Source organism: Streptomyces typhae (assembly GCF_009755605.1).
In the GTDB taxonomy this organism is placed as follows: domain Bacteria; phylum Actinomycetota; class Actinomycetes; order Streptomycetales; family Streptomycetaceae; genus Streptomyces; species Streptomyces typhae.
The window spans coordinates 279,945-304,762 of record NZ_WPNZ01000006.1 but is presented as its reverse complement, the minus strand read 5'-3'; the positions used below and the strand labels follow the sequence as shown (position 1 = coordinate 304,762).

Genomic DNA, 24,818 nt, shown 5'->3' with positions numbered 1-24,818 from the left:
AGCTCGCACCAGCTCTCCTTCCGCGTCACCCGCACCACGGTGCCCCGCGCACCCCCGGCGCCCGCCGTACACCGCGAAAGAAGGCCGACCATGGTTCCACCGACGTCCAGCGCCACCGAGACGTCCAGCGGCATCACCCTGAACGTCAACGGCGAGAAGCACACGCTGCCCGTCGACCACCGCACCACTCTGCTCGACGCGCTGCGCGAGCGCCTCGATCTGACGGGCACGAAGAAGGGCTGCGACCAAGGGCAGTGCGGTGCCTGCACGGTCCTCGTCGACGGCCGCCGCACACTGTCCTGTCTGAAGTTCGCGGTCGCCGCCGAGGGCCGGGAGATCACCACCATCGAAGGCGTCGCCGACGGCGACCGGCTGCACCCGGTGCAGCAGGCCTTCCTCGACCTCGACGGCTACCAGTGCGGCTACTGCACGCCCGGCCAGATCTGTTCGGCCATCGCGGTGATCGAGGAACACGCGGCGGGCTGGCCGAGCGCCGCGACCGCCGACGTACGGCCCGAGGCGGGGCCGCCACCGCTGGACGCGGACGAGATCCGCGAACGCATGAGCGGCAACCTGTGCCGCTGCGGGGCCTACGTGGCCATCGTGGGGGCGGTCGCACGCGCCACCGAAGAGGTGCGGGCCGACGCCGTCCCGACCGAGGAGGCCCTGGCATGAGGGAGTTCGGATACCAGCGGGCCCACGACGTCGCCGGCGCCGTCGCCCTGCTCGACGCAGCCCCCGAGGCGCGCTTCCTCGGCGGCGGCACCAACCTCGTCGACCTGATGAAGACCGGCGTCGAGCGCCCCGCGCTGCTCGTCGACGTGACCGAACTGCCCCTGGACGGCATCGAGGTGACGGCCGACGGCGGCCTGTGCGTCGGCGCGACCGCCACCAACAGCGACCTGGCCGCGCACCCCGAGGTCAGGCGCCGCTACCCGGCCCTGGCCGAGGCCGTCCTCGCGGGTGCGTCCGGCCAGCTCCGCAACATGGCCACCGTCGGCGGGAACCTGCTCCAGCGCACCCGCTGCGGCTACTTCGCCGACACGGCGAGGCCCTGCAACAAGCGCACGCCCGGCAGCGGTTGCTCCGCCCGCGAGGGCGTGCACCACAACCACGCGATCCTCGGCGCGTCCGCGCACTGCGTGGCCACGCACCCCTCCGACATGGCGGTGGCGCTCGCCGCCCTCGACGCCGTCGTCTCCTACGAAACGGCGTCAGGAACCGGCGAGTTGGCGTGGGAGGACTTCTACCTCCCCGTCGGCGACACCCCGCACCGCGAGACCGCGCTGCCGCCCGGCGCGCTCATCACCGGCGTCACCCTGCCGCCCGCGCCCGTCGCCGCCCGCTCCCGCTACCGCAAGGTCCGCGAGCGCGCCTCGTACGCCTTCGCCATCGGTTCGGCCGCCGCGGCGCTCGACGTCAGGGACGGCGTCGTGCACGAGGTGCGCCTGGCGTTCGGCGCGGTCGCGTCGCGGCCCTGGCGGGCCCGGACGGCCGAACGCGCGCTGACCGGCGGCCCCGCCACGGCCGCCGCCTTCGCCGCCGCGGCGGACGCCGAACTGGCCGCGGCCGAACCGCTGCCCGACAACGCGTACAAGGTGCCGCTGCTGCGCAACGTGACCGTGGCCCTGCTGAGCGAACTGGCGGACCGGACCGAGCCGACCGAAGGGGCGCAGCGATGACGACCGCGACCGGAACGACCAGGACCACGGGCGCCGTCGGCACCGCACGCACCCGCGTGGAGGGCCTCGACAAGGTCACCGGCAAGGCCCGCTACGCCGGAGAGGTGCCGTTCGCCGACCTCGCGCACGGCTGGATCGTGGTGTCCACCGTCGCCCGCGGCCGTATCCGCTCCATCGACGACGCACCCGTACGGGAGATGCCCGGCGTGCTCGCCGTGCTGCACCACGGCAACGCGCCCCGCCTCCAGGAGAACTTCGTCGGCACCATGGGGCCCGACCCGGTCGCGGAGATACTCCAGCGGGACCGGGTGCCGCACGTCGGCGCGCCCGTCGCGCTCGTCGTCGCCGAGACCTCCGAACAGGCCAGGGAGGCCGCCGAGGCACTGGTGGTCGCGTACGACACCGAGCCCCACGACGTCGCCTTCGACCGGGAGCACCCCGGACGCTACACCCCCGAAGCGACCGTCCAAGGTCCCGCCGTCACGGAGAAGGGCGACCTGGAGGCCGGACTCGCCGCCTCCGCGGTGGTCGTCGACGAGCTCTACACCACCCCGGAGCAGCACCACAACGCCATGGAGCCGCACGCGGCGATGGCGCGCTGGGACGGCGGCCGGCTCGAAGTGGTCGACACCAGCCAGGGCACCATGATGACGGCCAACGACCTCGCCGCGCTCTTCCAGCTCGACCCGGAGTCCGTGCGCGTGCGCTCCGAGCACGTCGGCGGCGGCTTCGGCTCCAAGGGCTGGGTCCGCGCGCACAACGTGCTCGCCGTGATGGCGGCCACCGTCGTCGGCCGCCCGGTCCGCGTGGTCCTCACCCGCCGGCAGGTGTTCTCGCTCACCGGCTACCGCAGCCCCACGGCGCAGCGCGTCCGGCTCGGCGCCGACGCCGACGGGCGGCTGCGCGCCCTCGACCACGACGGGATCTCGCTCACCTCGACCCTCACCGAGTTCGTCGAGGCGACCGGCGCCTTCGGCCGCGCCATGTACGAGGCCGAGGCGCTGCGCACCGCCAACCACGTGGTGGCGCTCGACGTGCCCACGCCGACGTTCATGCGGGCACCGGGGGAGGCACCCGGCTCGTTCGCCCTGGAGTCCGCGCTCGACGAGCTCGCCGAGAAGTGCGGCATCGACCCCATCGAGCTGCGGGCCCGCAACGAACCCGCCGTCGGGCCCGTCACGGGACTGCCCTTCGCGGACCGCGAGCTGCTGACCTGCTTCCGCGAGGGCGCCCGCCGCTTCGGCTGGGACGGCAGGGACCCGCGCCCCGGCGTCCGGCGCGAGGGCCGCTGGCTGCTCGGCACCGGTACCGCCGCGGCCACCTTCCCGGCGGGCGTCGCCCCCTCGACGGCGGCCGTCACCGCCGAGGCCGACGGCAGCTTCACGGTCCGGATCAACGCCGCCGACGTCGGCACCGGCGCCCGCACCGCGATCGCCCAGGTGGCCGCCGACGCCCTCGCGGCGGACCCGCAGCGGGTCCGGGTGCGCATCGGCGACAGCGACCTCGGCCGGGCCTGGCTGTCCGGCGGCTCCATGGGCACGCGCTCGTGGGGCTGGGCGGTCATGGCCGCCGCGTCCGAGCTGCGCGAACGCCTCGCCCTGTCCGCGGACCTGCCGCCGGAGGGCATCACCGTGCGCTCCGACACCACGGAGGCCGTCGGCGCCCTCGCCGAGCGCGAACGGCACTCCTACGGCGCCCAGTTCGCCGAGGTCGCCGTCGACGTCGGCACCGGCGAGGTGCGGGTGCGCCGGATGCTCGGCATCTTCGCCGCGGGCCGGATCGTCAATCCGCTCACCGCGCGCAGCCAGTTCGTCGGTGGCATGATCTGGGGACTGTCCATGGCCCTGCACGAGGAGGCGTTCAGGGACCGGGTCTCGGGCGGCCTCGCCAACGGCGACCTCGCGGGTTACCACTTCGCCGCCAACGCCGACGTGCCCGTCATCGAGGCCGACTGGGTGCACGACCCGGACCCCGACGACCCCGTCGGCATCAAGGGCATCGGCGAGATCGGCATCGTGGGCGCCGCCGCGGCGATCGCCAACGCCGTCCGGCACGCCACCGGCGTACGCCACCGCGCCCTGCCGATCCGGCCGGACCGGGTGCTCGCGGCGGGCGCCGCACCGGAAGGAACCGCACGTGCTTGACATCGCCGACGAGCTGCGCCGGTGGGCGGAGGAGGGCCGCGAGTTCGCCGTCGCCACCGTCGTGGCGGTCGGCGGCAGCGCCCCGCGCCCGCCCGGCGCGGCCCTCGCCGTCGACCGTGCGGGCACGGTCATCGGCTCCGTCTCCGGCGGCTGCGTGGAGGGCGCCGTGTACGAGCTGTGCGCCCAGGCGCTCCAGGACGGCGAAAGCGTCGTCGAACGCTTCGGCTACAGCGACGACGACGCCTTCGCCGTGGGCCTCACCTGCGGCGGGGTCATCGACATCCTGGTCACCCCGGTGGGCGTGGACACCCCGGACCGCCCGGTGCACACGGCCGCGCTCGCCGCGGCCGCCGCCGGGGAGACCGCGGCGCTCGTACGGGTCGTCCGCGGCCCCGGCGACCTGCTCGGCAGGTCACTGCTCGTACGGCCCGCAGGCGCGGTCGAGGGCCGGCTCGGTGGCGCGCCCGTCCTCGACCGCACCGCCGCGGCCGAGGCGCGGGCGCTGCTCGACGCGGGCCGCACGGGCACCGTCGAGGTGTCGGAGGACGGCGCGCACTGCCCCGGCGGACTCACCCTGCTGGTCGAGTCGAGCGTGCCGCCGCCCCGCATGGTCGTGTTCGGCGCCGTCGACTTCGCGGCGGCCCTGGTGCGCGCGGGCAAGTTCCTCGGCTACCACGTGACGCTGTGCGACGCCCGGCCGGTGTTCGCGACCCCGCAGCGCTTCCCCGAGGCAGACGAGGTCGTCGTGGAGTGGCCGCACCGCTATCTGGAGCGCACCGCGACGGATGCGAGGACCGTCCTGTGCGTGCTCACCCACGACGCCAAGTTCGACGTGCCGGTCCTGGTGCGCGCGCTGCGGATGCCGGTCGCGTTCGTCGGCGCGATGGGCTCGCGCCGCACCCACGAGGACCGCGACCGCAGGCTGCGCGACGCGGGCGCCACCGACGCCGAGCTGGCCCGGCTGCACTCGCCCATCGGCCTCGACCTGGGCGCCCGCACCCCCGAGGAGACCGCCCTGTCCATCGCCGCGGAGATCGTCGCGACCCGGCGCGGCGGCACCGGGGTGCCGCTGCGGGGCGCGCACACGCCCATCCACCACGACACGGTGGCCGCCTGACGCCGAGGCCGTGGGCGGCGGCGCCGGGCCTCACCGCCCGCCGCGCAGCGTCACCGTGAGGCTCCGCCCGTACGCGTGGTGGGTGTCCGCGTCGACCCACGTGCCCCCGCCCACACCGCGCACCCGTACCCCGGGGTCCGCGGTCACCACCCGCAGCCGTCGCCCCCGCACCAGGACACCGACCCGGTCCCGCCCCATGGTCGGGTCGGACACGGCGATCCGCAGGGTCCTGGACCGCTCCTGCCGGTGCACCAGGACGCACGCGGGACCGGTGACGCGCAGCGCCCCCACGTCGTGCGGCCCCGGGGCGAAGGTGTTGACGGCGGTGAGGCCGAGGCCCTGATGGGCGACGGCCTGGGTGCGCGGAGAGTTCGCGAGGACCCTGAGCGGCCCGTCCGCGTAGGCCCGCAGTCGCGCCGCCGTCGCGTGCGGGACCAGGGCGTACGCCAGCCTGTCGGGCCCGGCCCCGGCCGCCCGGTCGACGCCCACGCCGAAGACCTGACGCGTCACGGGCGTGTCCGGGTTGGCGGTGCGCACCACGCGGCGGCTGCGCGTGACCTGCTCCAGGCCCACCCGCACCGGGGGCGTGTCGAGGAAGAGATAGCCCACGGCCTCGCCGCGCGTGCGGTTGGCGTACCGCAGCCAGAGCAGTTCCGCGGAGCCCGTGCCGGACCAGGCGCCGCCGGCACGGCGCACACCGGTCAGCAGGATCTCGTCGTCCGGTGCCGCGATCCGCGTGTCCACCGTCGTCGTCACCGCGCGCCCCGCCGCGTCGCCGACCCCCGCGGCGAGCACGACGATCTCGTCGTCGAACAGGAACCACGACTTGGTCGCCGACGCGCCTCGGTGCACCACGAAGTCGTCCGGCAGCACCTCCCGGTCGGCGAAGGCGGCGTCGTCGGACTGCACCATCGCGGCCGTGCCGTACGCCCCGAGCACCACGCCCCCGGAGTGCGCGTGGGTGCCGCGCGGGAAGTACACATAGCGGTTCTGGGACTCCGACGACGACGTGAAGCGCAGCGGATGACCGGGGTTGTCGTAGTACGGCTTGCCGTACAGATCCGGTACCGTGCGCCGCTGTTCGACGGGCGCCGTCACCCCGGCGAGCGCGTACGGCGACACCGTGGTGTAGAAGTCCACGCCGTGGGCGGCCGTCTGGTCCTGCCCGGTCAGATACAGGTGGTGCGCGCCCTCGCCCTGGAACCACGGCATGAGGTTCTCGCCGTTCATGTACTCGTACTTGCTGATCCGCGCCGAGTTGCGGGCGAGCGCGAACGCGTGGCCGGGCCTGCGGTGCACGGTCCGCTCCATGGCGTTGAAGGCGACACTGCGCGCGGCGGGGTTGAGGTCGGCCGCGGGCACGGAGGCGTCGGCGACGATGTCGGCGTAGCGGGCGACACTGACGGGGGAGACGAAGCGGGCCGGGTCGAGCGGTGCGTGCGAGGTCTCCCGCAGATGCTTGACGTACCCCTTCAGGGCGGTGGCGGCGGCACCGTCCGCGAGTGAGGAGAGGTCGACGACGGCCTCGGCCACGGCCGCGGTGTCCGTGTAGCCGGAGTCGGTCCGCGACACCGCTCGGCCCTTGACGATCTCCATCATCCAGCCCTCGAAGATCAGTGGCGCGAATCCGTCCCGCACCCACCCGTGGACGACGGGAACCAGCTTCTCGCCGTGCGTGAACCCGGTGCCGTCCAGGATCCGCAACGTCTGCACGACGCGCGTCAGAAGCCCCTTGCCGTAGGAACCGGTGTAGGCGACGGACGCGTGCTGGATGAAGGAGCCGTCGGCGTAATGGCCGTCCGTGACTCCGTGGTTCAGGTGGTAGGGGTCGACGGTGACGAACACCGTGAGCTGGTCCGTGAGGGCCTTGCGGACGCGGGCCCCGTCGTCGAGGAGCGCGCCCTGGAGGACACGGTTCGTCGTGATGTCCGCGAGGTTCGCGCCGGTGTGGAAGCGCGAGTCCAGGTTCACGTCACCGTCGGTGCCGTTGCGCAGATAGGCGTCCATCGAGGCCACATAGGTGCGCACGAGGTCAGGGCGGTGGGCGCGCACCTCGTCGTACAGGAGCACGAGGGTCCTGCTGACGTGCTGGGAGATGCCGATCTCCCAGTGGAACCAGTTGCCGTAGTAGCCCTTGGACTGATCGCCGTAGTACCGCTCGTGGAGCCAGGCCAGGCCGTCGACGACACGGCGGGCGGTACCGGTGTCGCCGTGCAGGCCGCCGCCGGGTGTGCGGGTGGCGAGGGCGGTCTCGTACAGACGGCGGTAGGCGGTGTTCAGGTTCGCGTCGTCGCTGCCGAGCGGCAGACCGGCGAACAGCTCGCCTTCTCCCGCCGTGTCCATGGCCTCCAGATGCGTCCGCGCGAGCCGCTCCACGGCGGCGATCTTCGTCGCGGCCTCGGGGCGGGCGTTGGACTCGGCCGTCCCGGCGAACACCGCCTCCGTGTTGGCGCGCAGCCGCGCGAGGCCCCCCGCGGCCCTGGCCGCGCTCATCGGACCGACCGGGACGACGGCCGGCAGGCCCGTCGCCGCCAGCGCGGTGAGCAGACGTCTGCGGGTGATGTCCATCAGATTCCTCCGCCCATGAGGTGGCGTTCCGGCGGCGGAGTCAAGCAGATGCCCCGAACCGCAACAAGAGGGCTCGCGCGAGCCCCGCGCCCCGTCGGCGCGGACCGCACGGACGCGCCGCGAACCGGGCTCCTCGCTGCTCCGTCCGTGGCAGGCTGGCAGCCAAGTCCGTGCCGCACACGCCATGGGGGGACTGTGGGCCGCCGCAAGCTGCTGTCGTTCGGGGACGCCCTCGTGCTGCTCGGCGGTGATCCGCCCGCGATGGCGGCGCTCGACCGGGTGCTGGGCGGGGCGCTGAATCTGGGGACCGGCGGGCTGAGCAGCGGCGTGGTCGGCATGTTCGACGCGCGGGGCCGCGTCCTCGGCCTCGGCCGCGATGCGGCACGGGGCCTCGGCGAGCGGCTGCGCCGCACCGAAGGACGGGTGGAGCGCACCCGGGTCCTGGAGGCGGCCCACACCGTGATCGTCGTCCTCGCGTTCTTCGACTCCCTGGAGCGGGCGGAGCTGCCCTTCCCCCTGGACGAGGTGGAACTCACCCGCGGGGAGCAGCTCGTCGTGGCGGGCGGGCGGCCCCCCTCCGCCGCGGGCCTCACGGAGACCCTGGCGCAGGTCGACGCGCCGCACCCCGCGCCGCACCTCCCCTACGAGGACCACGTCGGCAGGCTCCACGACTGGTACCGGCACCTGGCGACTCGGACGCACGACTTCCTGCACGGCCTCGACGTGTGGCAGCGCCTCGACGAGACGGCACGCGAGGAGGCGACGGCCACCGTGTGCACGACGGTGCCGCGCCTCGCCCTCGCCGAGTACGAGACGCTGTACGCCCGCCTCGTCCTCGAAGCGCCGGAGTTCCGCTACTGGTCGGGCCGCATGGAGCACCGGGCCACCCGCGCCGAGCTGCGCAGGGCCCTCGCCGGCCTGGAGTCGCTCCTGACCGCGAGCGCGGCGGGGCACAGCCCGCCGGTGGACGTCGCGGGCGCCCTCTGCCGCGCGCACCGCTCCGCCCTGGAGCACCGCATCCTCGACGCCCAGGAGACCCCCGAGGGCATGCAGGTGCCCGCCCTGGCCGAGGCCTATCTCGACCCCGACTTCCGGGTCCGGGCGGTGCAGGGGCAGCGCAGCCCGGCGGACGAGGAGTGGTGGGCGCCCGCACCGGTGCGGCAGGACCTCACCGAGTACCTCACGGGCGCGCTGACCTCCGAGGGCCTGACGGCGGCACCGCTGCTCGTGCTCGGCCAGCCGGGCGCGGGCAAGTCCGTCCTGATCCGCATCCTCGCGGCCAGGCTCCCGTCGGCGGGCTTCCTGCCGGTGCGGGTGGCGCTGCGCGACGTCCGCGCCGACGACGAGATCCAGGACCAGATCGAGCAGGCCGTCCGCGAGGCCACCGGGGAGCAGGCCACCTGGACCGATCTGGTGCGCTCCGCGGGGGCGGCGGTGCCCGTCGTCCTGCTCGACGGCTTCGACGAGTTGCTCCAGACCACCGGGGTGCACCAGAACGACTTCCTCGTACGCGTCGCCCGCTTCCAGGAGCGGGAGGCCGAGCAGGGGCGTCCGGTCCTGGCCGTGGTCACCAGCCGTACCGCGGTCGCCGACCGGGTGCGCTACCCGCAGGGCACCGTCGCGCTGCGCCTCGAACCGTTCCGCAAGGAGCAGATCCAGGTCTGGATCGAGCGCTGGAACCTCACCAACGCCCTGAACTTCCGGGCCCTCGGCCTGCCGCCGCTCACCTGGGACGCCGTCGCGCCGCACCGCGCCCTGGCCGGGCAGCCCCTGCTGCTCACCATGCTCGCGCTCTACCAGGCGGCGGGGAACGACCTGCGCGGCGAGGACCTGCGCCCCCTGGACGAGGCCGAGCTGTACGAGGCGCTGCTCGGCTCCTTCGCCCGGCGGGAGGTGGGCAAGGACACCCGGATCCCCGCGCACGAGGTGGAGCAGCGGGTCGAGGAGGAACTGGAACGGCTCTCCCTCGTGGCCTTCGCCATGTTGAACCGGCGGCGCCAGTGGGTGTCGACGGCCGAGCTGGACGAGGACCTGTCGGCGCTGCTCGGCCGGGCCCCGGCCCGCGCCTTCGGGCTGCGCTCGCCCCTCGGGCAGGCCGAGGTCGCCCTCGGGCGCTTCTTCTTCGTGCAGCGCGCCCAGTCGATCAGGGACGGCAGGACGCTGTCCACGTACGAGTTCCTGCACGCGACCTTCGGCGAGTATCTGGCGGTCCGGCTCGCGGTGCGCCTGCTGTCCGGGCTCCTCGCCCACCGCCCGGCCCTGTCGATGGGCGGCGAGCCCCTCAACGACGACATGATGTTCGCCCTGCTCTCCTTCGCGCCGCTCGCCTCCCGGCAGATGCTCCGCTTCGCCCGAGCCCGCGTCGAACGGCTGTCGCCGTCGGAGCGTGAGACGCTGGCGCTGCTCGTCGTACGGGCCATGGGGGAGCGGGAGCTGCGGGCCGAGCTGCCGTATGCGGCGTATCTTCCGCGGCGCGTCAGGGTGGCTTCCCGGCACGGGATCTACAACGCCAACCTCGTGGTCCTCGCCCTCCTCCTGACCGGCGGCACGACGGCCGGCGCGCTGTTCCCCTCGACGGGTGACGCGGGCGGCGCCTGGCACCGGCACGTGCTGCTGTGGCGGTCCTCGCTGAACGAGGCGCAGTGGACCGACCTCGCGATCGCGCTGCGCGTACGGCGCGTCAGGGTGGGGGACGACCGGGACCTCGAAGTGGCCGTCGCGCAGGAAGAGGTCGGACCGGCGGAGCCGGTGGACGCGTACTGGCTCTTCCGGGGCCCCCGGGTGGAGGGGCACACCGTCTGGTACCGCACGTACTGGAACGAGATCTGGCACAAGATGGACGTGTCCGCCGGGACGAACGACGGGGTGGCGCTCCAGGCGCTGCGGCCGCTGTTCGAGGCACTGGGGCCGCTGGTGACCACGTTCAGCGGCGAGGGGACCCGGCCCGCCACCTCGACCGCCCACGACCTGCTGCGACTGTGGTTGCAGGGCGGCTCCGAACTGACCGTCACGGAGATCCAGGACCTGTACGCACGGATCGGCGGGGCCTTCCGGGTCCTCACCCCGTCGGTGGGGGTCGTCCGGCGGCTCGTGCCCCTTCTGATCGCCCTGCTCGACCGGGATCTGCCCCAGCTCAGTCCGGAGCAGTCCCTGGTCGTCCTCGGACGCCTGCTCGACGAGGCCCCCATGGGGCTCGTCGACCAGATCCACGATCACGTCAAGACCCATCACTCCCGGCTCTACAGCAAGATCGCCCGCAGTGTCGACGGCTCCTGAGCGCTCCGGGCGGCAGCGCTCCGGGCGGCAGCGCTCCGGGCGGCAGCGCTCCGGGAGGCTGCCGACCGGGCGGCGGCGCTCCGGGAGGCGACGTGCGCCTTCCGGCGGCCGGTCAGGTCTTGGGCAGGCCCCGCGGGTTCACCTGTGAGGACGGCACCGCCTCGGCCGTGAGCCCCCAGCGCTCCAGGACGCGGCCGTAGCTCCCCTCCTCGATGAGGTGCTCCAGTGCCTCGTGGAGCGCCTCGACGAAGCCGTTGTCCTTCTTCGTCGTGGCGGCGATCTTGCCCTGGAGCCGGTCGCCCGCACCGGAGAACGTGCCGACGATCTCCGTCTTGCCGGTGGTGGTGGCGTGATAGGCGGCGACCGGGTTCGGCCCCAGATAGGCGTCGAGGCGGCCGGAGCCGAGCGCGAGGTAGTAGTCGCTGGTGTTCTGGAAGTACTTGATCTCCGTGGCCTCGCGGCCCGCCTTCACGTTCTGCTTGCTCCAGTCCACGAGCAGCTTCTCCTGGTTGGTGCCGGAGGACACGCCGACCGTGCGGCCCGCCACGTCCTTCGGCCCCTCGACCTTCCAGCCGCGGCCGGTCCTCGCCTCGAAGGAGATGGTGTCGAGCCGGTAGGTGGCGAAGTCGTACTTCTCCTTGCGTTCCTCGGTCACGGTGATGTTGCTGAAGCCCACGTCGTACTTGCCGCTGTCCAGGCCGACGAAGATGTTCGCCCAGTCCACGACGTGCAGGCGGACCCGCAGCCCGAGGACGTCGGCGACGATCTGGGCGATGTCCGTCTCCACCCCGATGACGGTCTTGTCGTCGGTGGCGTAGAACGTCAGCGGCGGCGCCGATTCCGCGGAGCCCACCACGGCGAGCGTGCCCCGGGCCCGGATCCTCTCGGGGACGAGCCGGGCGATGGCGTCGACCTTTCTGGCTCGGACGCGTCTCTGGTCCGGGCCCAGGTTGATCTTCGTGCCCTTCGCGCCGCCGGGCTCGGCGCGCCCTGCCGGGGCTCCGACTTCGTCGTCCGGGGTGCCGCAGGCCGTGGCGGTGAGGGCGAGGGCGGAGGTGAGGGCCAGCGTCAGGGCGGTGCGGCGGCTCACGGCGGTGGACGGGGTGCGAGGGGACACGTGCTTGCTCCTTGCGGCCGGGGCGGGGGTCACAGGACCTTGGACAGGAAGGCCTTGGTGCGCTCGTGGCGCGGGTGGTCGAGGACGTCGCCCGGTGGTCCCTGCTCGACGACCACGCCGTCGTCCATGAAGACCACGGTGTCGGCGACCTCGCGGGCGAACCCGATCTCATGGGTGACGACGATCATCGTGGTGCCCGCGCGGGCGACGTCCTTGATGACGTCGAGGACCTCACCGACCAGCTCCGGGTCGAGGGCGGACGTCGGCTCGTCGAAGAGCAGCACCTGCGGGTCGAGGGCGAGGGCGCGGGCGATGGCGACGCGCTGCTGCTGCCCGCCGGAGAGCTGCCGCGGATAGGCGTCGGCCTTGTCGGAGAGCCCCACCCGGGCGAGCAGCGCGTGCGCGCGCTCCCGGGCCTCGCCGCTCGGCCTGCGCAGCGCCGATATCGGGGCCTCGACGATGTTCTCGACGACCGTGAGGTGCGGGAAGAGATGGAAGTTCTGGAAGACGAAGCCGATGCGGGTGCGCCGGCGCAGGATCTCGCGCTCCTTCAGCTCGTACAGCTTGTCGCCGCGGCGGCGGTAGCCGATCAGCTCGCCGTCGATGCTCACCGAGCCGCGGTTCGGCTTCTCCAGGTGGTTGATGGCGCGCAGCAGCGTCGACTTGCCGGAACCGGAGGGGCCGATGACCACCGTCACCTCACCGGCCCGTACCTGGAGGTCGATGCCGCGCAGGACCGGGTGGGCGCCGAAGCTCTTGTGGATGCCGCGGACGTCGACGATCACGGGGGCGGTGCTCATCGCTTCTCCGGAAGGGGTGCGAGGGGGCGGCGGGACGTGAGGGTGCGGACGAAGGCGCGGGCGCGCTGCACCGGGGTGGGCGCGGGCGCGCGGTCGGCGCCGCGCGCGAAGTGCCGCTCCACGTAGTACTGGACGATGGAGAGCAGCGTGGTCAGGACGATGTACCAGACGGTCGCCACCATGAGGAGCGGCACCACGCGGCCGTTGCGGCCGTAGATCACCTGCACCTGGTAGAAGAGCTCGCCGATGGCCATCACCGACACGATCGACGTGCCCTTGAACAGCGACACGATCTCGTTCGCGGCGTTCGGCAGGATCGAGCGCATCGCCTGCGGCAGGACGATCCGGCGCAGCTGCCGCAGCCGCGGGATGCCGAGCGCGGCGGCCGCCTCCAGCTGGCCCGGATCGACGGCGAGGAAACCGCCGCGCAGGATCTCGGCGGCGTACGCGGCCTGGTGCAGCGCCAGACCGATGACGGCGGCCGACATCGCCCCGACCAGGTGCATGGTGCCGAAGCTCCACACGACGGGACCGAAGGGGATGCCGACGCCCAGCTCCTCGTACAGATAGGCCAGGTTGAACCAGAACAGGAGCTGCACGATGAGCGGAATGGAGCGGAACGCCCAGACGTAGGCCCAGGCCACGCCGGCGAGCAGCGGGCTCTTCGAGAGCCGCATCAGGGCGACGACCAGGCCGAGCGCGAAGCCGATCAGCGTGCCGTACGCCGTCAGCTGGAGCGTCACCCACACCGCCCGCAGGACGCTGTCGGCGAGCAGATAGCGGAAGAAGACCTCCCACTCCCAGGCGGGGTTGGTGACGAGGCCGTGCGTGAACTGGGCGACCAGGACGAGGACGGCGGCGCCGACCGCCCAGCGGCCGTAGTGGCGGGCCGGGACGACCTTCGGCTCGGTGAGGTCCTCCGTGCCGCTCCGGGGCGCGGCGTCCTTCGCGGGCGGGGCGGCTCCGGGCGGGGCGGTCGGTGGCCCCGGTGGTGTCCCGGCGGGAGAAGCGGGGGCAGCGGACGTCATCCGGCCACCGCCAGGGAGCTGAGTGTGCGCTCCAGCGTCTGCGGTCCGCGCGCGGCCCGCTCCCGGTCCCGCTTGGCGACCTCTTCGCGTACGAGCGGGATGACGTACCGGCCGAAGTCGACGGCGTCGTCGAGGAGGTCGTAGCCGCGCGCTGACAGGATGTCCACGCCCAGGTCGTAGTAGTCGAGCAGCGCCTGCGCGACCGTCTCCGGGGTGCCCACGAGGGCGTTGGAGTTGCCCGCGCCCCCGGTGGCGGCGGCGGTCGGCGTCCACAGGGCGCGGTCGAAGCGCTCGCCCTGCTCGGCGATGGCGATGAGCCGCCGCGAACCGGTGTTCTCCGGCGTGTCGCCGGAGTGCCGCCTGGTGAGCGGCTTTCCGTCCGCACGGCGCTCCCGGATCGCGCCGACCGTGCGCCGCGCCTTCTCCCAGGCCAGCTCCTCCGTGGGCGCGATGATCGGCCGGAAGGCGACCTGGACGCGCGGCACGTCGTCGCGCCCGGCGGCGCGTGCCGCCCGCGTGACCTCCTCGATCTGCTGGGCGGTCTCGGCGAGCGGCTCGCCCCACAGGCAGTACACGTCCGCCTCGGCGCCGCCCGCCGCGTACGCCGCGGGCGAGGAGCCGCCGAACGAGACGCCCGGACGCGGTTCCTGGACGGGGAAGACGTCGCTGACGAAGTCCTGGAAACGGTAGTGCGGGCCCTCGTGGTCGAAGGGCTCGTGCCGCGTCCACACCTTCTTGACGATCTCGATGTACTCGCGGGTGCGGGCGTAGCGCTCGTCCTTGGTGAGCGTGTCGCCCTCGCGGCGCTGCTCGTGGTCGCTGCCGCCGGTGATGAAGTGCACGGTGAGGCGGCCGTCGCTGACCTGGTCCAGGGTCGCGAACGTGCGGGCCGCGTAGGTCGGGTACGACACGTTGGGGCGGTGCGCGAGCAGGATCTGGAGCTTCTCGACCTTGGCCGCGAGGTATCCGGCCGCCGCCGCGGGGATCGGCGACCCGGAGCCGTAGGCGAACAGGACCCGGTCCCAGCCGTGGTCCTCGTGGGCACGGGCGAGCCGCAGCGTGTACTCCTTGTCGAAGGCGGCGCCGGAGCGCGGCGCGGTCTCCGAGCCGTCGTTGGTCGCGGCGATGCCGAGGAACTCCACGGGCATGACGGGGCCCTTTCGTACGCGGTGGTGGTGGCGCGGTGCAGGTGGCGCGGTAGGGGGGCGGCCGCGGCGGTGCGGAGGGCCCCGGTGCCGCCGGCAGACGTGACGAGGCGTCAGTTACCGGCGGTGCGAAGGGAAGAGCGGCCGCGGAAGGCGGCGGGCTGCGCGGTCAGGAAGCCGGACACGCGGCGGACCACACACGACACAGGTCGATGTGGCCGCGGGAGACCAGCGGCAGCGAAGGGAACATGCGCACAGTTGAGCACCGTACTTTTGGCTCCGTCAACGGTCCCGAAGGGTTGTGGGGACGCTGCCACACGCCGTTCACACACGGGGTGGCGCCCCCGCCGTGGGACAGTGGGACATCGTGACGCGTGGGGGCGTGCGACGCGGGACCGGGGTGGGGCGCGGGACCGGATGGAATGCGGGCCGGGTGGGGCCGGGCTGGACGACAGGGGCCGAAGTGACGATGCACCGCCAGTGGATCGAGGGCGGGACGGTCCACGGGTCCGTGATCCAGGCACACGAGATCCGCTCCGTCCACCTGGGCGCGGACCGCCCCCTGTACGCGGTGGACGCCTTCCCGCCTGCCAGTCCCGCCCTGTCGCCCACCTGGGTGCGGCAGCAGCCCGCCCGGCTGCTCGACGCCCGCTACGCGCTGGTCGACTTCACCGGACGCCACGACGAACTGGCCCGGCTCGCCGCGTGGCGCGACAGCCCCGACCGGGTCTCCGCACTCCTGGTGCACGGACCCGGCGGTCAGGGCAAGTCGCGGATCGCCGCCCAGTTCGCACGCGGCAGCCACACGGAGAACTGGCGCGTGCTCCAGGCACGGCACGCGACGGCGGGACTCCTGTCGCCCGCCGTGCCGTTCACCGGCCGGACGGAGGGCGACGCACCCGTCCTGATGGTCGTGGACTACGCCGAACGCTGGCCCACGGCGGACCTCATAGAACTCCTCCTGGACGCCGTGCGCCAGGGCGGCCGCGTCCGGGTGCTCCTCGTCGCCCGGCCCCGCGGCACCTGGTGGCAGCACCTCGTCCACCGCCTCGGCGACTTCGACATCCCGGTGGCCGACCTGGCGCTTCCCGGCCTGTCCGACGACGCCGACGTCGTCCCGCAGACGCTGTTCCGCACGGCACGCGACTGCTTCGCCCGCGCCCTGGACGTACACGACGTCGACGCCGTCGGCCCGCCGGACGGCCTCGAGAGCGACCCCGAGTACCACCAGGTCCTCGCCGTCCACATGGCCGCGCTCGCCGCCGTCGACGCCCACCGGCGCCAGCAGCAGGCACCCGACGGCGCGGCGGCGGTCTCCGCCTATCTGCTGGCCCGTGAGCGCGCCCACTGGGAGTCGCTGCACGGCAACGCGCGCGTCCGCATCACCCCGGACGCCTTCGGGCAGACCGTCTACACCGCCGCGATGACGAGCGCGCTCAGCCATCGCGAGGCCCTCGGCGTGCTGGACCGGATCGCCGTCGGCTCCGGCGAGCACGCCGACCAGATACTCAAGGACCACGCCCTGTCGTATCCGCCCGCCGACGGCGGCACCGGCGGCACCGTTCTCGAACCCCTCTACCCCGACCGGCTCGCCGAGGACTTCCTCGCGCTGAGCGTCACCGGCCACGGCATCGACGCCCACCCGCCGGACCCCTGGGCCCTGGACGCCCCCCGACGGCTCCTCGACGGCGAACCGCTGCCCTGTCTGCGCCGGGTCCTCGCGACGCTGGTCGCGACGGCGGCACGCTGGCCCCACGTGCGCGCCGCGCAGCTCGAGCCGCTGCTCAGGGAGCGGCCCGGACTCGGGGTCGCCGCGGGCGGTGCCACGCTCGCCGCGCTCAGCGACATCGAGGGCCTCGACCCCGACGTCCTGGAGGCCATCGAGTCCCATCTGCCCGAAGGCGCCCACACCGACCTCAACTCCGGTGCCGCCGCCCTCGCCCACCGCCTCGCCGACCGCAGGCTCGCGCGCACCGAGGACCCGGAGGAGCAGGCACGCGTCCTGAACGCCCTCGCCCAGCGCCAGTCCCACGCGGGTCTGCACGACCAGGCCCTGAAGTCGGGGCAGCGGGCGATGGCCATCCGCCGCGGCATGCACGCCGCGCGCACCGACGCGCCGGAGCCGTCGTTCGCCGCCGTGCTCGGCGACGTGGGTGTCTACCTGGCCAAGGACGGCCAGTTCGCGGACGCGCTCGCGGCGAGCGGACAAGCGGTGCGGCTGCTGCGCCGGCTGGTCGACGAACAGCCGGGGCGCCACGGCGACGAACTGGCCCTCGCCCTGTCCAACCACGCCGCCGACCTGGCGACCGCGGACCGCTGGGAGGAGGCTTTGCACACCGTCCAGGAGGCCGTGCAGATCCGGCGCCGGCTCGTCGGCGCGGCGGGGCCGCAGGGAGGTGGTGCGCCGGGTTCCGCGCACGGGGCCGTACTCGTCGTGGCGCAGGACGCCCAACTGGCCCCCCTGGCCGCCGCGCTGGCGAACCTGGCGATCTGTCTGGCGCAGGCCGGGCGCCGGGAGGAAGCCTGTGCCGCCGCGCAGGAGGCCGTGCACATCCGGCGGGACCTGGCCCGTGACCGGCCCCACACCCACGAACCCGCCCTCGCGACCGCGCTCGTCAACCTGAGCCGCCGCCTGACCCGGGTGGCACGGCACACCGAGGCGCACCGGGCGGCCGCCGAGGCGGTGACGGTGCTGCGCGGCCTGGCCGAGACGGGGTCCGGCGCGTTCGACGAGGACTTCGCCGCCGCCCTCGTGAACCTCGGCGCGTGTCTCGCACCGCTCGGTGCCACGGCGGAGGTGTGCAGGGTCCTTCAGGAGGCCGTGGCCGTACGGCGCCGCCTCGCGGCCCGGCAGCCGCGGCAGTTCGAGCCCGCCCTCGCCGCCGCGTTGCAGAGCCTCGCCCTGGAGTCCTTCCGCGCGGGCAGCCGCGGCCGGGCGGGCGCGGCGTGGCACGAGGCCGTGGAGCTGCGGCGCCGCTTCGCCGCGACGGGCGGCGACCGCGAACGCTCCGACCTCGCCGGGCTCCTTCGCACCATCGCCTGGATGCACCTCGTCGAGCGCTGGGAGCTGCCCCGGGCCCTGGAGGCGATCGAGGAGGCCGTCGGCCTGCTGTGGTGGCTCGCACCGACGTCCGGCGAGCACGCGGACCAACTGGCGCAGGGCGTGGACACCCACGCCCTGCTGCTCACCGCCCTCGGCCGCACCGACGAGGCCACCGAGGCCCGCCGCCGTCTGCAGCGCTTCCGCTCCGGCGACCCGGCGCCCGGCGGCCCGACGGCGGGCGGCACTGGGGTGGCCTTCATGGGGGTGACGGGGGACCCGCCACCCCCATGAGGGGCGTCACCGTCCTTGCAGCGCCTTGACGTTGTCGCCGAACGTCCAGTTCCTCGAACCGTCCCAGTTGATGGACCAGGTCATCAGGCCCTTGAGGGCGCCGTTGTAGTTCCGCCAGGCCTGGCTCACGAGGCCGGGCGACATGTGGCCGCCGCCCGCGCCGGGCTGCGCGGGCAGTCCGGGAACCTGCTTGTCGTAGGGGACCTTGATGGTCGTGCCCTGGATGACCAGGCCCTTGTTGAGGCAGTCCGTCTGGGCGGTGAAGCCCTGGACGGTGCCCGCCGAGTAGGAGTCGCCGGAGCAGCCGTACATGCTGCCGTTGTAGTACTGCATGTTCAGCCACCACAGGCGGCCGTTGTCCGCGTACTTCTTGACGATGGGCAGGTACGCGCCCCAGATGGAGCCGTACACCACGCTGCCGCCGGTGACGTACGCGGTCTCCGGGGCCATCGTCAGACCGAAGTTGGGCGGCATCTTGGCGAGGACGCCGTCGATGATGCGGATGAGGTTGGTCTGCGACGGCGACAGCTGGTTGATGTTGCCGCTGCCGACGAGACCGGTCTCGATGTCGATGTCGATGCCGTCGAAGTTGTACTTCTTGAGGATCGGCACGACCGTCTCGACGAAGCGGTCCGCGACCTTGGCGGAGCTGAGGTCGATACCGGCCGCCGCGCCGCCGATGGACATCAGGATCGTGGCGCCGTCGGCCTTGGCCTGACACATCTCCTCGGGCGTGGAGACCTTCACCGTCGCGTCCATGCCGTCCTCCCAGAGGACGGTGCCGTCGGAACGGATCACGGGGAACGCCGCGTTGATGACGTTGTACCCGTGCTGCTTGATACGGGGATCGTTGATCTTGGTCCAACCGAACGGCGGGTGCACGCCGTTGGCGGCGCCGTCCCAGTTCTCCCAGTACCCCTGGAGCACCTTGCCCGCGGGTTTCGACTTCACCTCACAGGTGTCCGCCCGTGGAGCGGCGGGCGCTTTCGGCCCTGCCGCGTCCGGCACCGCGGCGGCGGGCAGCTGAGCCGCGAAGGCCAGCGCGAGGGCCGCTCCCAACAGACGTACCGTCCGACCGATCATCGCGTACTCCCTCGGGAGGCCTTGCTACGGATGGGAAGTGATGCGCCAAGACGGTAAGTAGGTATAGACCTTTCGTCAATAGGTCTGGGCCAATGCGGAGGTGAAGCGGAAGCTGTCACCCCGCGCGGTGACCCGGCCCGCGGTGGGTGCGGCGAAGTGGCTGCCGAGGAGCAGGGTTTCGGTGCCGGCCACCGAGCCGAGCAGGGCCCGCCGGGTCCGTTCGGCGCGTGCGGGGTCGATGTCCACGCAGGAGCCGATGCCGGGCCGGGCCAGCTGGACGGGGTGGTGGACGGCGTCGCCGGTGATCAGGGCGGTGCGGTCGTCGCCGCGCAGCTCGACGGCCACCTGTCCCGGGGTGTGGCCGGGGGCCGGCAGCAGGCGCAGGCCGGGCGCGACCTCGACCGGGCCCGACGCGACGTCCACCAGGTCGAGCAGGCCCGCGTCCCTGACCGGATGGACGGAGTCGCGGAACATCTGGCGCCGGGGCTCCTCCATGTCGGCGGCGGCCCAGTGGTCCCACTCCGTACGGGTCGTGAGATGCCGGGCGTTGGGGAAGGTGGGCACCCATGCGCCGCCCTCCGCGCGGGTGTTCCAGCCGACGTGGTCGGCGTGCAGATGCGTCAGGACGACCAGGTCGACCGACTCCGGCGGGAATCCGGCGTCGGTCAGCCGGGCGAGGTAGTCGGTGTCCAGGTCGTGCCAGGCCGGGTTGGCGCGGGGCTTGCCGTTGCCGATGCCGGTGTCGACGAGGACGCGGTGCCCGCCGGTCTCGATCGCGAAGCTGTGGCTGCTCAGGCGCAGCGTGCCCGCCTCGTCGGCGAAGTCGGGGTGCAGCCAGGGGGCGTCGGCGACGACCTCGGGGGTGGCGGCGGGCAGCAGCCAGGGGCCGGTCTCCGGCGGCAGGGGCACTTCGTCGACGCGGTGTGCGGTGATGCCGCCGAGCGTCCAGGTGGCAGAGGGCATGACGGGGCCTTTCAGGGCTGAGCCGGGGACGGGGCGGGGGAGCGGCCGAATAAAAGCTATTGCTTTGCGTTAAGTGACCTTAGGGGCTACGGTCATCTAACGCAAACGATTAGCTTTTATGTCGCCCGCCGAACAGCCCGCCCCTCGATCACCGAACCCGAGGACCCGCCCATGCCTCCCGAAGACCTCGCCCCCGAAGACCTCTCCTCCCAAGACCCCGAAGACCTCTCTTCCGAAGACCTCGCCCCTGAAGACGTCGCCCCCGACGAGCTCGCCCCTGACCAGGCCGCCCAGTGGGCGCGCCGCGCCGGACTCCCGCTGGAGCCCGGCCGCACGGACCTCGTGACCGCCACCGCGAACCACATCCACGCCGTCGTCTCCACCCTGCGGGAACTGGACTTCGGCGACGTCCCGCCCGCGTTCGACACCCCTCTCGTCCCGGTCGCCCCGCAGGCGCCGGGCACCCCGTCCGTCCCGGAGGCGCGCCATGAGGCCCTTTGAGCTGACCCTCGCCGACGCCGCCGCGGCGATCCGCGCGAAGGACCTGTCGCCCGTCGAGCTCACCGACTCCGTGCTGGCGCGCGCCGAGGAGGTCGAGGGGCGGCTGCACGCCTTCGTCGGCGTCCTGGCCGAACGGGCGCGCGCCGACGCGGCGCGCGCCGCACAGGAGATCGCGGCGGGCCGCTCGCGCGGACCGCTGCACGGCATTCCGATGGGCCTCAAGGACCTCGTCGACGTCAAGGGGCTGCCCACGACGGCGAGTTCGGCCGTCCGCGAGGGGCACGTCGCCGACGCGGACAGCACCGTCGCCACCCGGCTCGCGGACGCGGGCGCGGTGCTCCTCGGCAAGACCCACACCCACGAGTTCGCGTACGGCCTGACGACCCCGCAGTCCCGCAACGCCTGGGACACGGGCCGGGTCGCGGGCGGATCGAGCGGCGGCTCCGCGGTCGCCGTCGCGGCCGGTGCGGCCACCTTCGCGCTCGGCACGGACACCGGCGGCTCGATCCGGGTCCCCGCGTCCCTGAACGGCGTCGTCGGCCTCAAGCCGACCTACGGCCTGATACCCAGGGACGGCGTGACCTCGCTCTCGTGGTCCCTGGACCACGTCGGCCCCCTCGCCCGCACGGTCCGGGACGCGGACCTCGTCCTCGCCGCGCTGACCGGCCGTGGCGTCCCGTACGACTCCGACGGCGACCTGACCGGCCTGCGCGTCGGCGTCCCGCGCACCCACTACTTCGACCGGGTCGCCCCCGACGTCGAGGCCGCCGTACGGGAGGCGACCGAGCGGCTCCGCGACCTCGGCGCCGCACTCGTCGACGTGGAGATCCCGCTGACCCGCTACATCCAGGCGGTGCAGTGGGGCCTGATGATCCCGGAGGCCACCGCCTACCACGAGCGCACGCTCCGTACGACACCCGAGCTGTACGCCCCCGACGTGCGCGCGCTCCTGGAGGCGGGCGAACTCGTCCTCGCCGGGGACTACTTGCGCGCCCAGCGCGCCCGCACCCTGATGCGGCGCGCCTGGGCCCGGATGATGGAAGGGGTCGACGTCGTCGCGGCGCCCACCGTGCCGCTCACGGCCGCACGGGTGGACCAGCACTCCGTGCAGTGGGCCGACGGCTCCGTGGAGAGCGTGTCCGACAGCTATGTGCGGCTCTCCTCGCCCGCGAACATCACCGGCGCACCCGCCCTGACCGTGCCCGTCGGCCAGGACGGGGCGGGGCTGCCCATCGGCATGCAGCTGATCGGGCGCCCCCTGGAGGAGCGGACCGTGCTGCGGGTGGGCCGCGCGTACGAGGAGACGCGGACCGACGCGGGGCGGCTCGCCCCCGAGCCCCGTTGACGGCCCCGAGTCGGCGTTAAGGTGATCGAATGAGCCCGAAGCCCATGGCCCGACCCGGTGGGCGCAGCGCCCGCGTGCAGGCGTCCGTGCACGCCGCCGTGCGGGAGCTGGAGGCCGAGCAGGGCCGTGAGGCGCTGACGGTCCCGCTGGTCGCCGCGCGGGCGGGCGTGACCCCCTCCACGATCTACCGGCGCTGGGGCGACCTCCAGGAACTCCTGTCCGACGTCGCCGTGGAGCGGCTCAGACCCGACACGGAGCCCGCCGATCTCGGCGGGCTCCGCGCCGATCTGACGGCGTGGGCCGAGCAGTTCCTCGACGAGATGTCCTCCACCGCCGGGCGCGCCTACATCCGCGACGCGCTCCTCGGCGACCCGGACGGCGGCAACGCGGGGCAGTGCTCCGCCTACGCCGCCGCCCAGGTCGACCTCGTCCTCGACCGGGCCCGGGAGCGCGGCGAGAGCGGGTTCCCTGCGCGGGAGGCGGTCATGGACCACGTGGTCGCGCCGGTGATGTACCGGATCCTGTTCCGGCCCGACGGGTTGTCGGCGGAGTATGTCCGCCGCCTTGTGGCGTCGGCGCTCGACCGGTCCACCGGGCGGTGAGGTGGCGCCCCGTCAGGGGCGCGGGGAACTGCGCGGCCGGCCACGGAACAGCCGCGGACGCGTCTGCTCGGTCACTCGGCAGACGCGTCTGCGGCTTGTCGCGCGCTGAGCGCGCAGTTCCCCGCGCCCCTTACGGGGGGCGCGTACCGCCGCTCGGCCGCCGCCTCGCCGTCGACGGGGCGGCGGCACGGGCCGCCCCGGTTCGGCGGGGGGAGGGGACGGGGCCGAACGGCTGAGGCTTATTGCACATGGCTTGCAACTACTATGGATAGGCGGAAGGCCGCAAAGAATACGGAAAGTCGGCGGAGAGCCGAACGGTGCGGAGAGCGGAACGGCCTCGGAAGGCCGAACGGCCTCGGCAAGTCGAACGGCCTCGAAGTGTCGAACGGCCCGGCATGCCGAATGGCCTCGGAGGACCGAGAGCCGAACGGCGCCGGGAGAAACGGGAGAAACAGTCATGACCGCCCATCGGATCGTGCTCGGAATCGAGTCGTCCTGCGACGAGACGGGCGCGGGCCTCGTCCGGGACGGACAGCTGCTCGGGCACGCGGTGGCGTCCAGCATGGACGAGCACGCCCGCTTCGGCGGCGTCGTCCCCGAGATCGCGGCCCGCGCGCACGTGCACGCCCTCGGCCCGGTCGTCCGCACCGCCCTGGACCGCGCGGGTCTCGGCCTCGGCGACGTCGGCGCGGTCGCCGTCACCACCGGACCCGGCCTCTCCGGCGCCCTCCAGGTCGGCCTCGCGGGCGCCAAGGGACTCGCGTACGCCCTGGACGTGCCGCTGTACGGCGTGCACCACCTCGCCGGGCACGTCGCCGCCGACACCCTCGAACACGGCCCGCTGCCCGACCCCTGCGTGGTCCTCGTCGTCTCCGGCGGCCACACCTCCCTGCTCCTGGTCCGTGACCTGGCCCGCGATCCGATCGTCCACCTCGGCGACACCCTGGACGACGCGGCCGGCGAGTGCTTCGACAAGGTCGCCCGCGTCTTCGGCCTGCCCTACCCCGGCGGCCCCGCCGTCGACCGTGCCGCCCGCACCGGCTCCCCGGACGCCGTCTCCTTCCCGCGCCCGCTGACCGGGCCCCGCGACGACCCGTACGCCTTCTCCTTCTCCGGCCTGAAGACCGCCGCCGCCCGCTGGGCCGAGGGCCATGCCGAGGGGGCCCTGCCCGTGGCCGACGGCGCCGCCGCCCTCCAGGAGGCCGTGGCCGACGTCCTGACCCGCAAGGCCGTCGCCGCCTGCACCGCGCACGGTGTCGGCACCCTCGTCGTGGTCGGCGGGGTCGCCGCCAACTCCCGGGTGCGGGCCCTCGCCGAGGAGCGCTGCCGGGCCGCCGGGATCACCCTGCGGGTGCCGCCGCTCGGCCTGTGCACCGACAACGGCGCCATGATCGCCGCCGTCGGGGACCTGCTGGTGCGCGCGGGCGCCGAGCCCGCGCCCCTGGACGTGTCCATCGACCCCTCGGCGCCCCTGGAGCAGGCGGCGCTGCACCCGACCACCACGTTTGCGAGGGCCGCCTGATGACCACTGCCGTCCACCGCCTGCCGGGCCCCGGACTGCTCGACCACCGCGAGGGCATACGCGCCGTCTACGACGCGGCGTTCGCCGGACCGCCCTGGCACTCGGTCCCCGCCGACGCGGACGTCTATCTGGACCGCCTCGCGGGCGACGTGCACCGGTCCGGGTTCGCGTGCGCGGTGGCGCTCGACGGTGACCAGGTGCTCGGGTTCGCCACCTCCTGGACCTCCGACACACCGCTGCCCGGCAACCGCGCCTACCCCCGCGTCACCACCGCCCTCGGCGCCGTGCGCACCGGTGCGTGGCTGTGCGGCGGCCTGGAGGTCGACGAGCTCGCCGTCCTTCCCGGCGCGCACGGCCGCGGTCTCGGCCGTACGCTCCTCGAAGCGGTCACCCGCGACGCGCCCGAGGGCCGGAGCTGGCTGCTGACCTCCGTCCACGCCGACGCCACCGTCCGCTTCTACGAGCGGCTCGGCTGGCGGCAGGCCACCCGCCCCGCGCCGGACGGATACGGCACCGCCGTCTTCCTCGGCCCGCACCACCCCGCGCGGACCACCGCCGACCTGCCCCTGTAGCCGCCGCGGCTCTCCCCCC

Annotated in this window: 18 protein-coding genes; 11 read left to right on the top strand and 7 right to left on the bottom strand. The window is 73.8% G+C overall.

What is annotated here, in order from left to right; all coding sequences use genetic code 11:
* Positions 1-90: 90 nt before the first annotated feature.
* From GPA10_RS13515 to GPA10_RS13500, 4 genes are read left to right on the top strand one after another with little or no spacing between them, the layout of a single operon-like run.
* Complete coding sequence (locus tag GPA10_RS13515; RefSeq protein WP_157165711.1) at positions 91-675, top strand: (2Fe-2S)-binding protein; 585 nt, start codon at positions 91-93, stop codon at positions 673-675.
* Complete coding sequence (locus GPA10_RS13510; protein ID WP_157165710.1) at positions 672-1,682, top strand: FAD binding domain-containing protein; 1,011 nt, start codon at positions 672-674, stop codon at positions 1,680-1,682. Before GPA10_RS13515 ends, GPA10_RS13510 begins: the two co-directional genes overlap by 4 nt.
* Entirely contained in the window at positions 1,679-3,826 is a 2,148-nt protein-coding gene (locus GPA10_RS13505; RefSeq protein ID WP_157165709.1) for a xanthine dehydrogenase family protein molybdopterin-binding subunit, read from the top strand. The genes GPA10_RS13510 and GPA10_RS13505 overlap by 4 nt, the downstream gene beginning before the upstream one ends.
* Positions 3,819-4,943, top strand: a complete 1,125-nt coding sequence (locus GPA10_RS13500) for an XdhC family protein (RefSeq protein ID WP_343040780.1) — start codon at positions 3,819-3,821, stop codon at positions 4,941-4,943. Before GPA10_RS13505 ends, GPA10_RS13500 begins: the two co-directional genes overlap by 8 nt.
* A 30-nt stretch (positions 4,944-4,973) precedes the next feature.
* Here GPA10_RS13500 and GPA10_RS13495 read toward each other — a convergent pair whose 3' ends face one another.
* Complete coding sequence (locus tag GPA10_RS13495; protein ID WP_157165708.1) at positions 4,974-7,511, bottom strand: polysaccharide lyase family 8 super-sandwich domain-containing protein; 2,538 nt, start codon at positions 7,509-7,511, stop codon at positions 4,974-4,976.
* Between the two features lie 195 nt (positions 7,512-7,706).
* Here GPA10_RS13495 and GPA10_RS13490 point away from each other — a divergent pair, with 195 nt between their 5' ends.
* Entirely contained in the window at positions 7,707-10,787 is a 3,081-nt protein-coding gene (locus GPA10_RS13490; RefSeq protein WP_157165707.1) for an NACHT N-terminal helical domain 7-containing protein, read from the top strand.
* 112 nt (positions 10,788-10,899) lie between these two features.
* Here the strand turns inward: GPA10_RS13490 and GPA10_RS13485 are convergent, their stop codons facing one another.
* From GPA10_RS13485 to GPA10_RS13470, 4 genes are read right to left on the bottom strand one after another with little or no spacing between them, the layout of a single operon-like run.
* Positions 10,900-11,877 (bottom strand): ABC transporter substrate-binding protein, encoded by a 978-nt coding sequence (locus tag GPA10_RS13485; RefSeq protein ID WP_343040804.1) that lies wholly within the window; start codon positions 11,875-11,877, stop codon positions 10,900-10,902.
* A 56-nt stretch (positions 11,878-11,933) separates the two neighbouring features.
* Positions 11,934-12,704, bottom strand: coding sequence for an amino acid ABC transporter ATP-binding protein (locus tag GPA10_RS13480; RefSeq protein ID WP_058852809.1), 771 nt, complete (start codon positions 12,702-12,704; stop codon positions 11,934-11,936).
* Positions 12,701-13,732 carry an amino acid ABC transporter permease gene (locus tag GPA10_RS13475; protein WP_058852810.1) on the bottom strand — a complete coding sequence of 344 codons (1,032 nt, stop codon included), beginning with the start codon at positions 13,730-13,732 and terminating at the stop codon, positions 12,701-12,703. Before GPA10_RS13475 ends, GPA10_RS13480 begins: the two co-directional genes overlap by 4 nt.
* Positions 13,729-14,880, bottom strand: a complete 1,152-nt coding sequence (locus tag GPA10_RS13470) for an LLM class flavin-dependent oxidoreductase (RefSeq protein ID WP_157165706.1) — start codon at positions 14,878-14,880, stop codon at positions 13,729-13,731. Before GPA10_RS13470 ends, GPA10_RS13475 begins: the two co-directional genes overlap by 4 nt.
* 466 nt (positions 14,881-15,346) lie before the next feature.
* Between GPA10_RS13470 and GPA10_RS13465 the strand changes: the two genes are divergently transcribed.
* Positions 15,347-18,211, top strand: coding sequence for a tetratricopeptide repeat protein (locus GPA10_RS13465; protein ID WP_343040803.1), 2,865 nt, complete (start codon positions 15,347-15,349; stop codon positions 18,209-18,211).
* Between the two features lie 6 nt (positions 18,212-18,217).
* Here the strand turns inward: GPA10_RS13465 and GPA10_RS13460 are convergent, their stop codons facing one another.
* Both GPA10_RS13460 and GPA10_RS13455 read right to left on the bottom strand, forming a co-directional pair.
* On the bottom strand, positions 18,218-19,294 hold the full coding sequence (locus tag GPA10_RS13460) for a chitinase (RefSeq protein WP_058852813.1): 1,077 nt from the start codon (positions 19,292-19,294) through the stop codon (positions 18,218-18,220).
* A gap of 75 nt (positions 19,295-19,369) precedes the next feature.
* Complete coding sequence (locus GPA10_RS13455) at positions 19,370-20,257, bottom strand: MBL fold metallo-hydrolase (RefSeq protein ID WP_157165704.1); 888 nt, start codon at positions 20,255-20,257, stop codon at positions 19,370-19,372.
* A gap of 171 nt (positions 20,258-20,428) precedes the next feature.
* Between GPA10_RS13455 and GPA10_RS42060 the strand changes: the two genes are divergently transcribed.
* From GPA10_RS42060 to GPA10_RS13430, 5 genes are all read left to right on the top strand, one after another.
* The gene (locus GPA10_RS42060) at positions 20,429-20,758 is read left to right on the top strand and encodes a hypothetical protein (protein WP_157165703.1); all 330 of its coding nucleotides are present in this window, start codon (positions 20,429-20,431) and stop codon (positions 20,756-20,758) included.
* A complete protein-coding gene (locus tag GPA10_RS13445) occupies positions 20,745-22,103 on the top strand; it encodes an amidase (protein ID WP_157165702.1) in 1,359 nt (452 codons plus the stop codon). The genes GPA10_RS42060 and GPA10_RS13445 overlap by 14 nt, the downstream gene beginning before the upstream one ends.
* A gap of 29 nt (positions 22,104-22,132) precedes the next feature.
* On the top strand, positions 22,133-22,705 hold the full coding sequence (locus tag GPA10_RS13440) for a TetR/AcrR family transcriptional regulator (RefSeq protein WP_157165701.1): 573 nt from the start codon (positions 22,133-22,135) through the stop codon (positions 22,703-22,705).
* A gap of 457 nt (positions 22,706-23,162) precedes the next feature.
* On the top strand, positions 23,163-24,227 hold the full coding sequence (gene tsaD, locus GPA10_RS13435) for a tRNA (adenosine(37)-N6)-threonylcarbamoyltransferase complex transferase subunit TsaD (RefSeq protein ID WP_157165700.1): 1,065 nt from the start codon (positions 23,163-23,165) through the stop codon (positions 24,225-24,227).
* Entirely contained in the window at positions 24,227-24,799 is a 573-nt protein-coding gene (locus tag GPA10_RS13430) for a GNAT family N-acetyltransferase (RefSeq protein ID WP_157165699.1), read from the top strand. The genes tsaD and GPA10_RS13430 overlap by 1 nt, the downstream gene beginning before the upstream one ends.
* Positions 24,800-24,818: the final 19 nt, after the last annotated feature.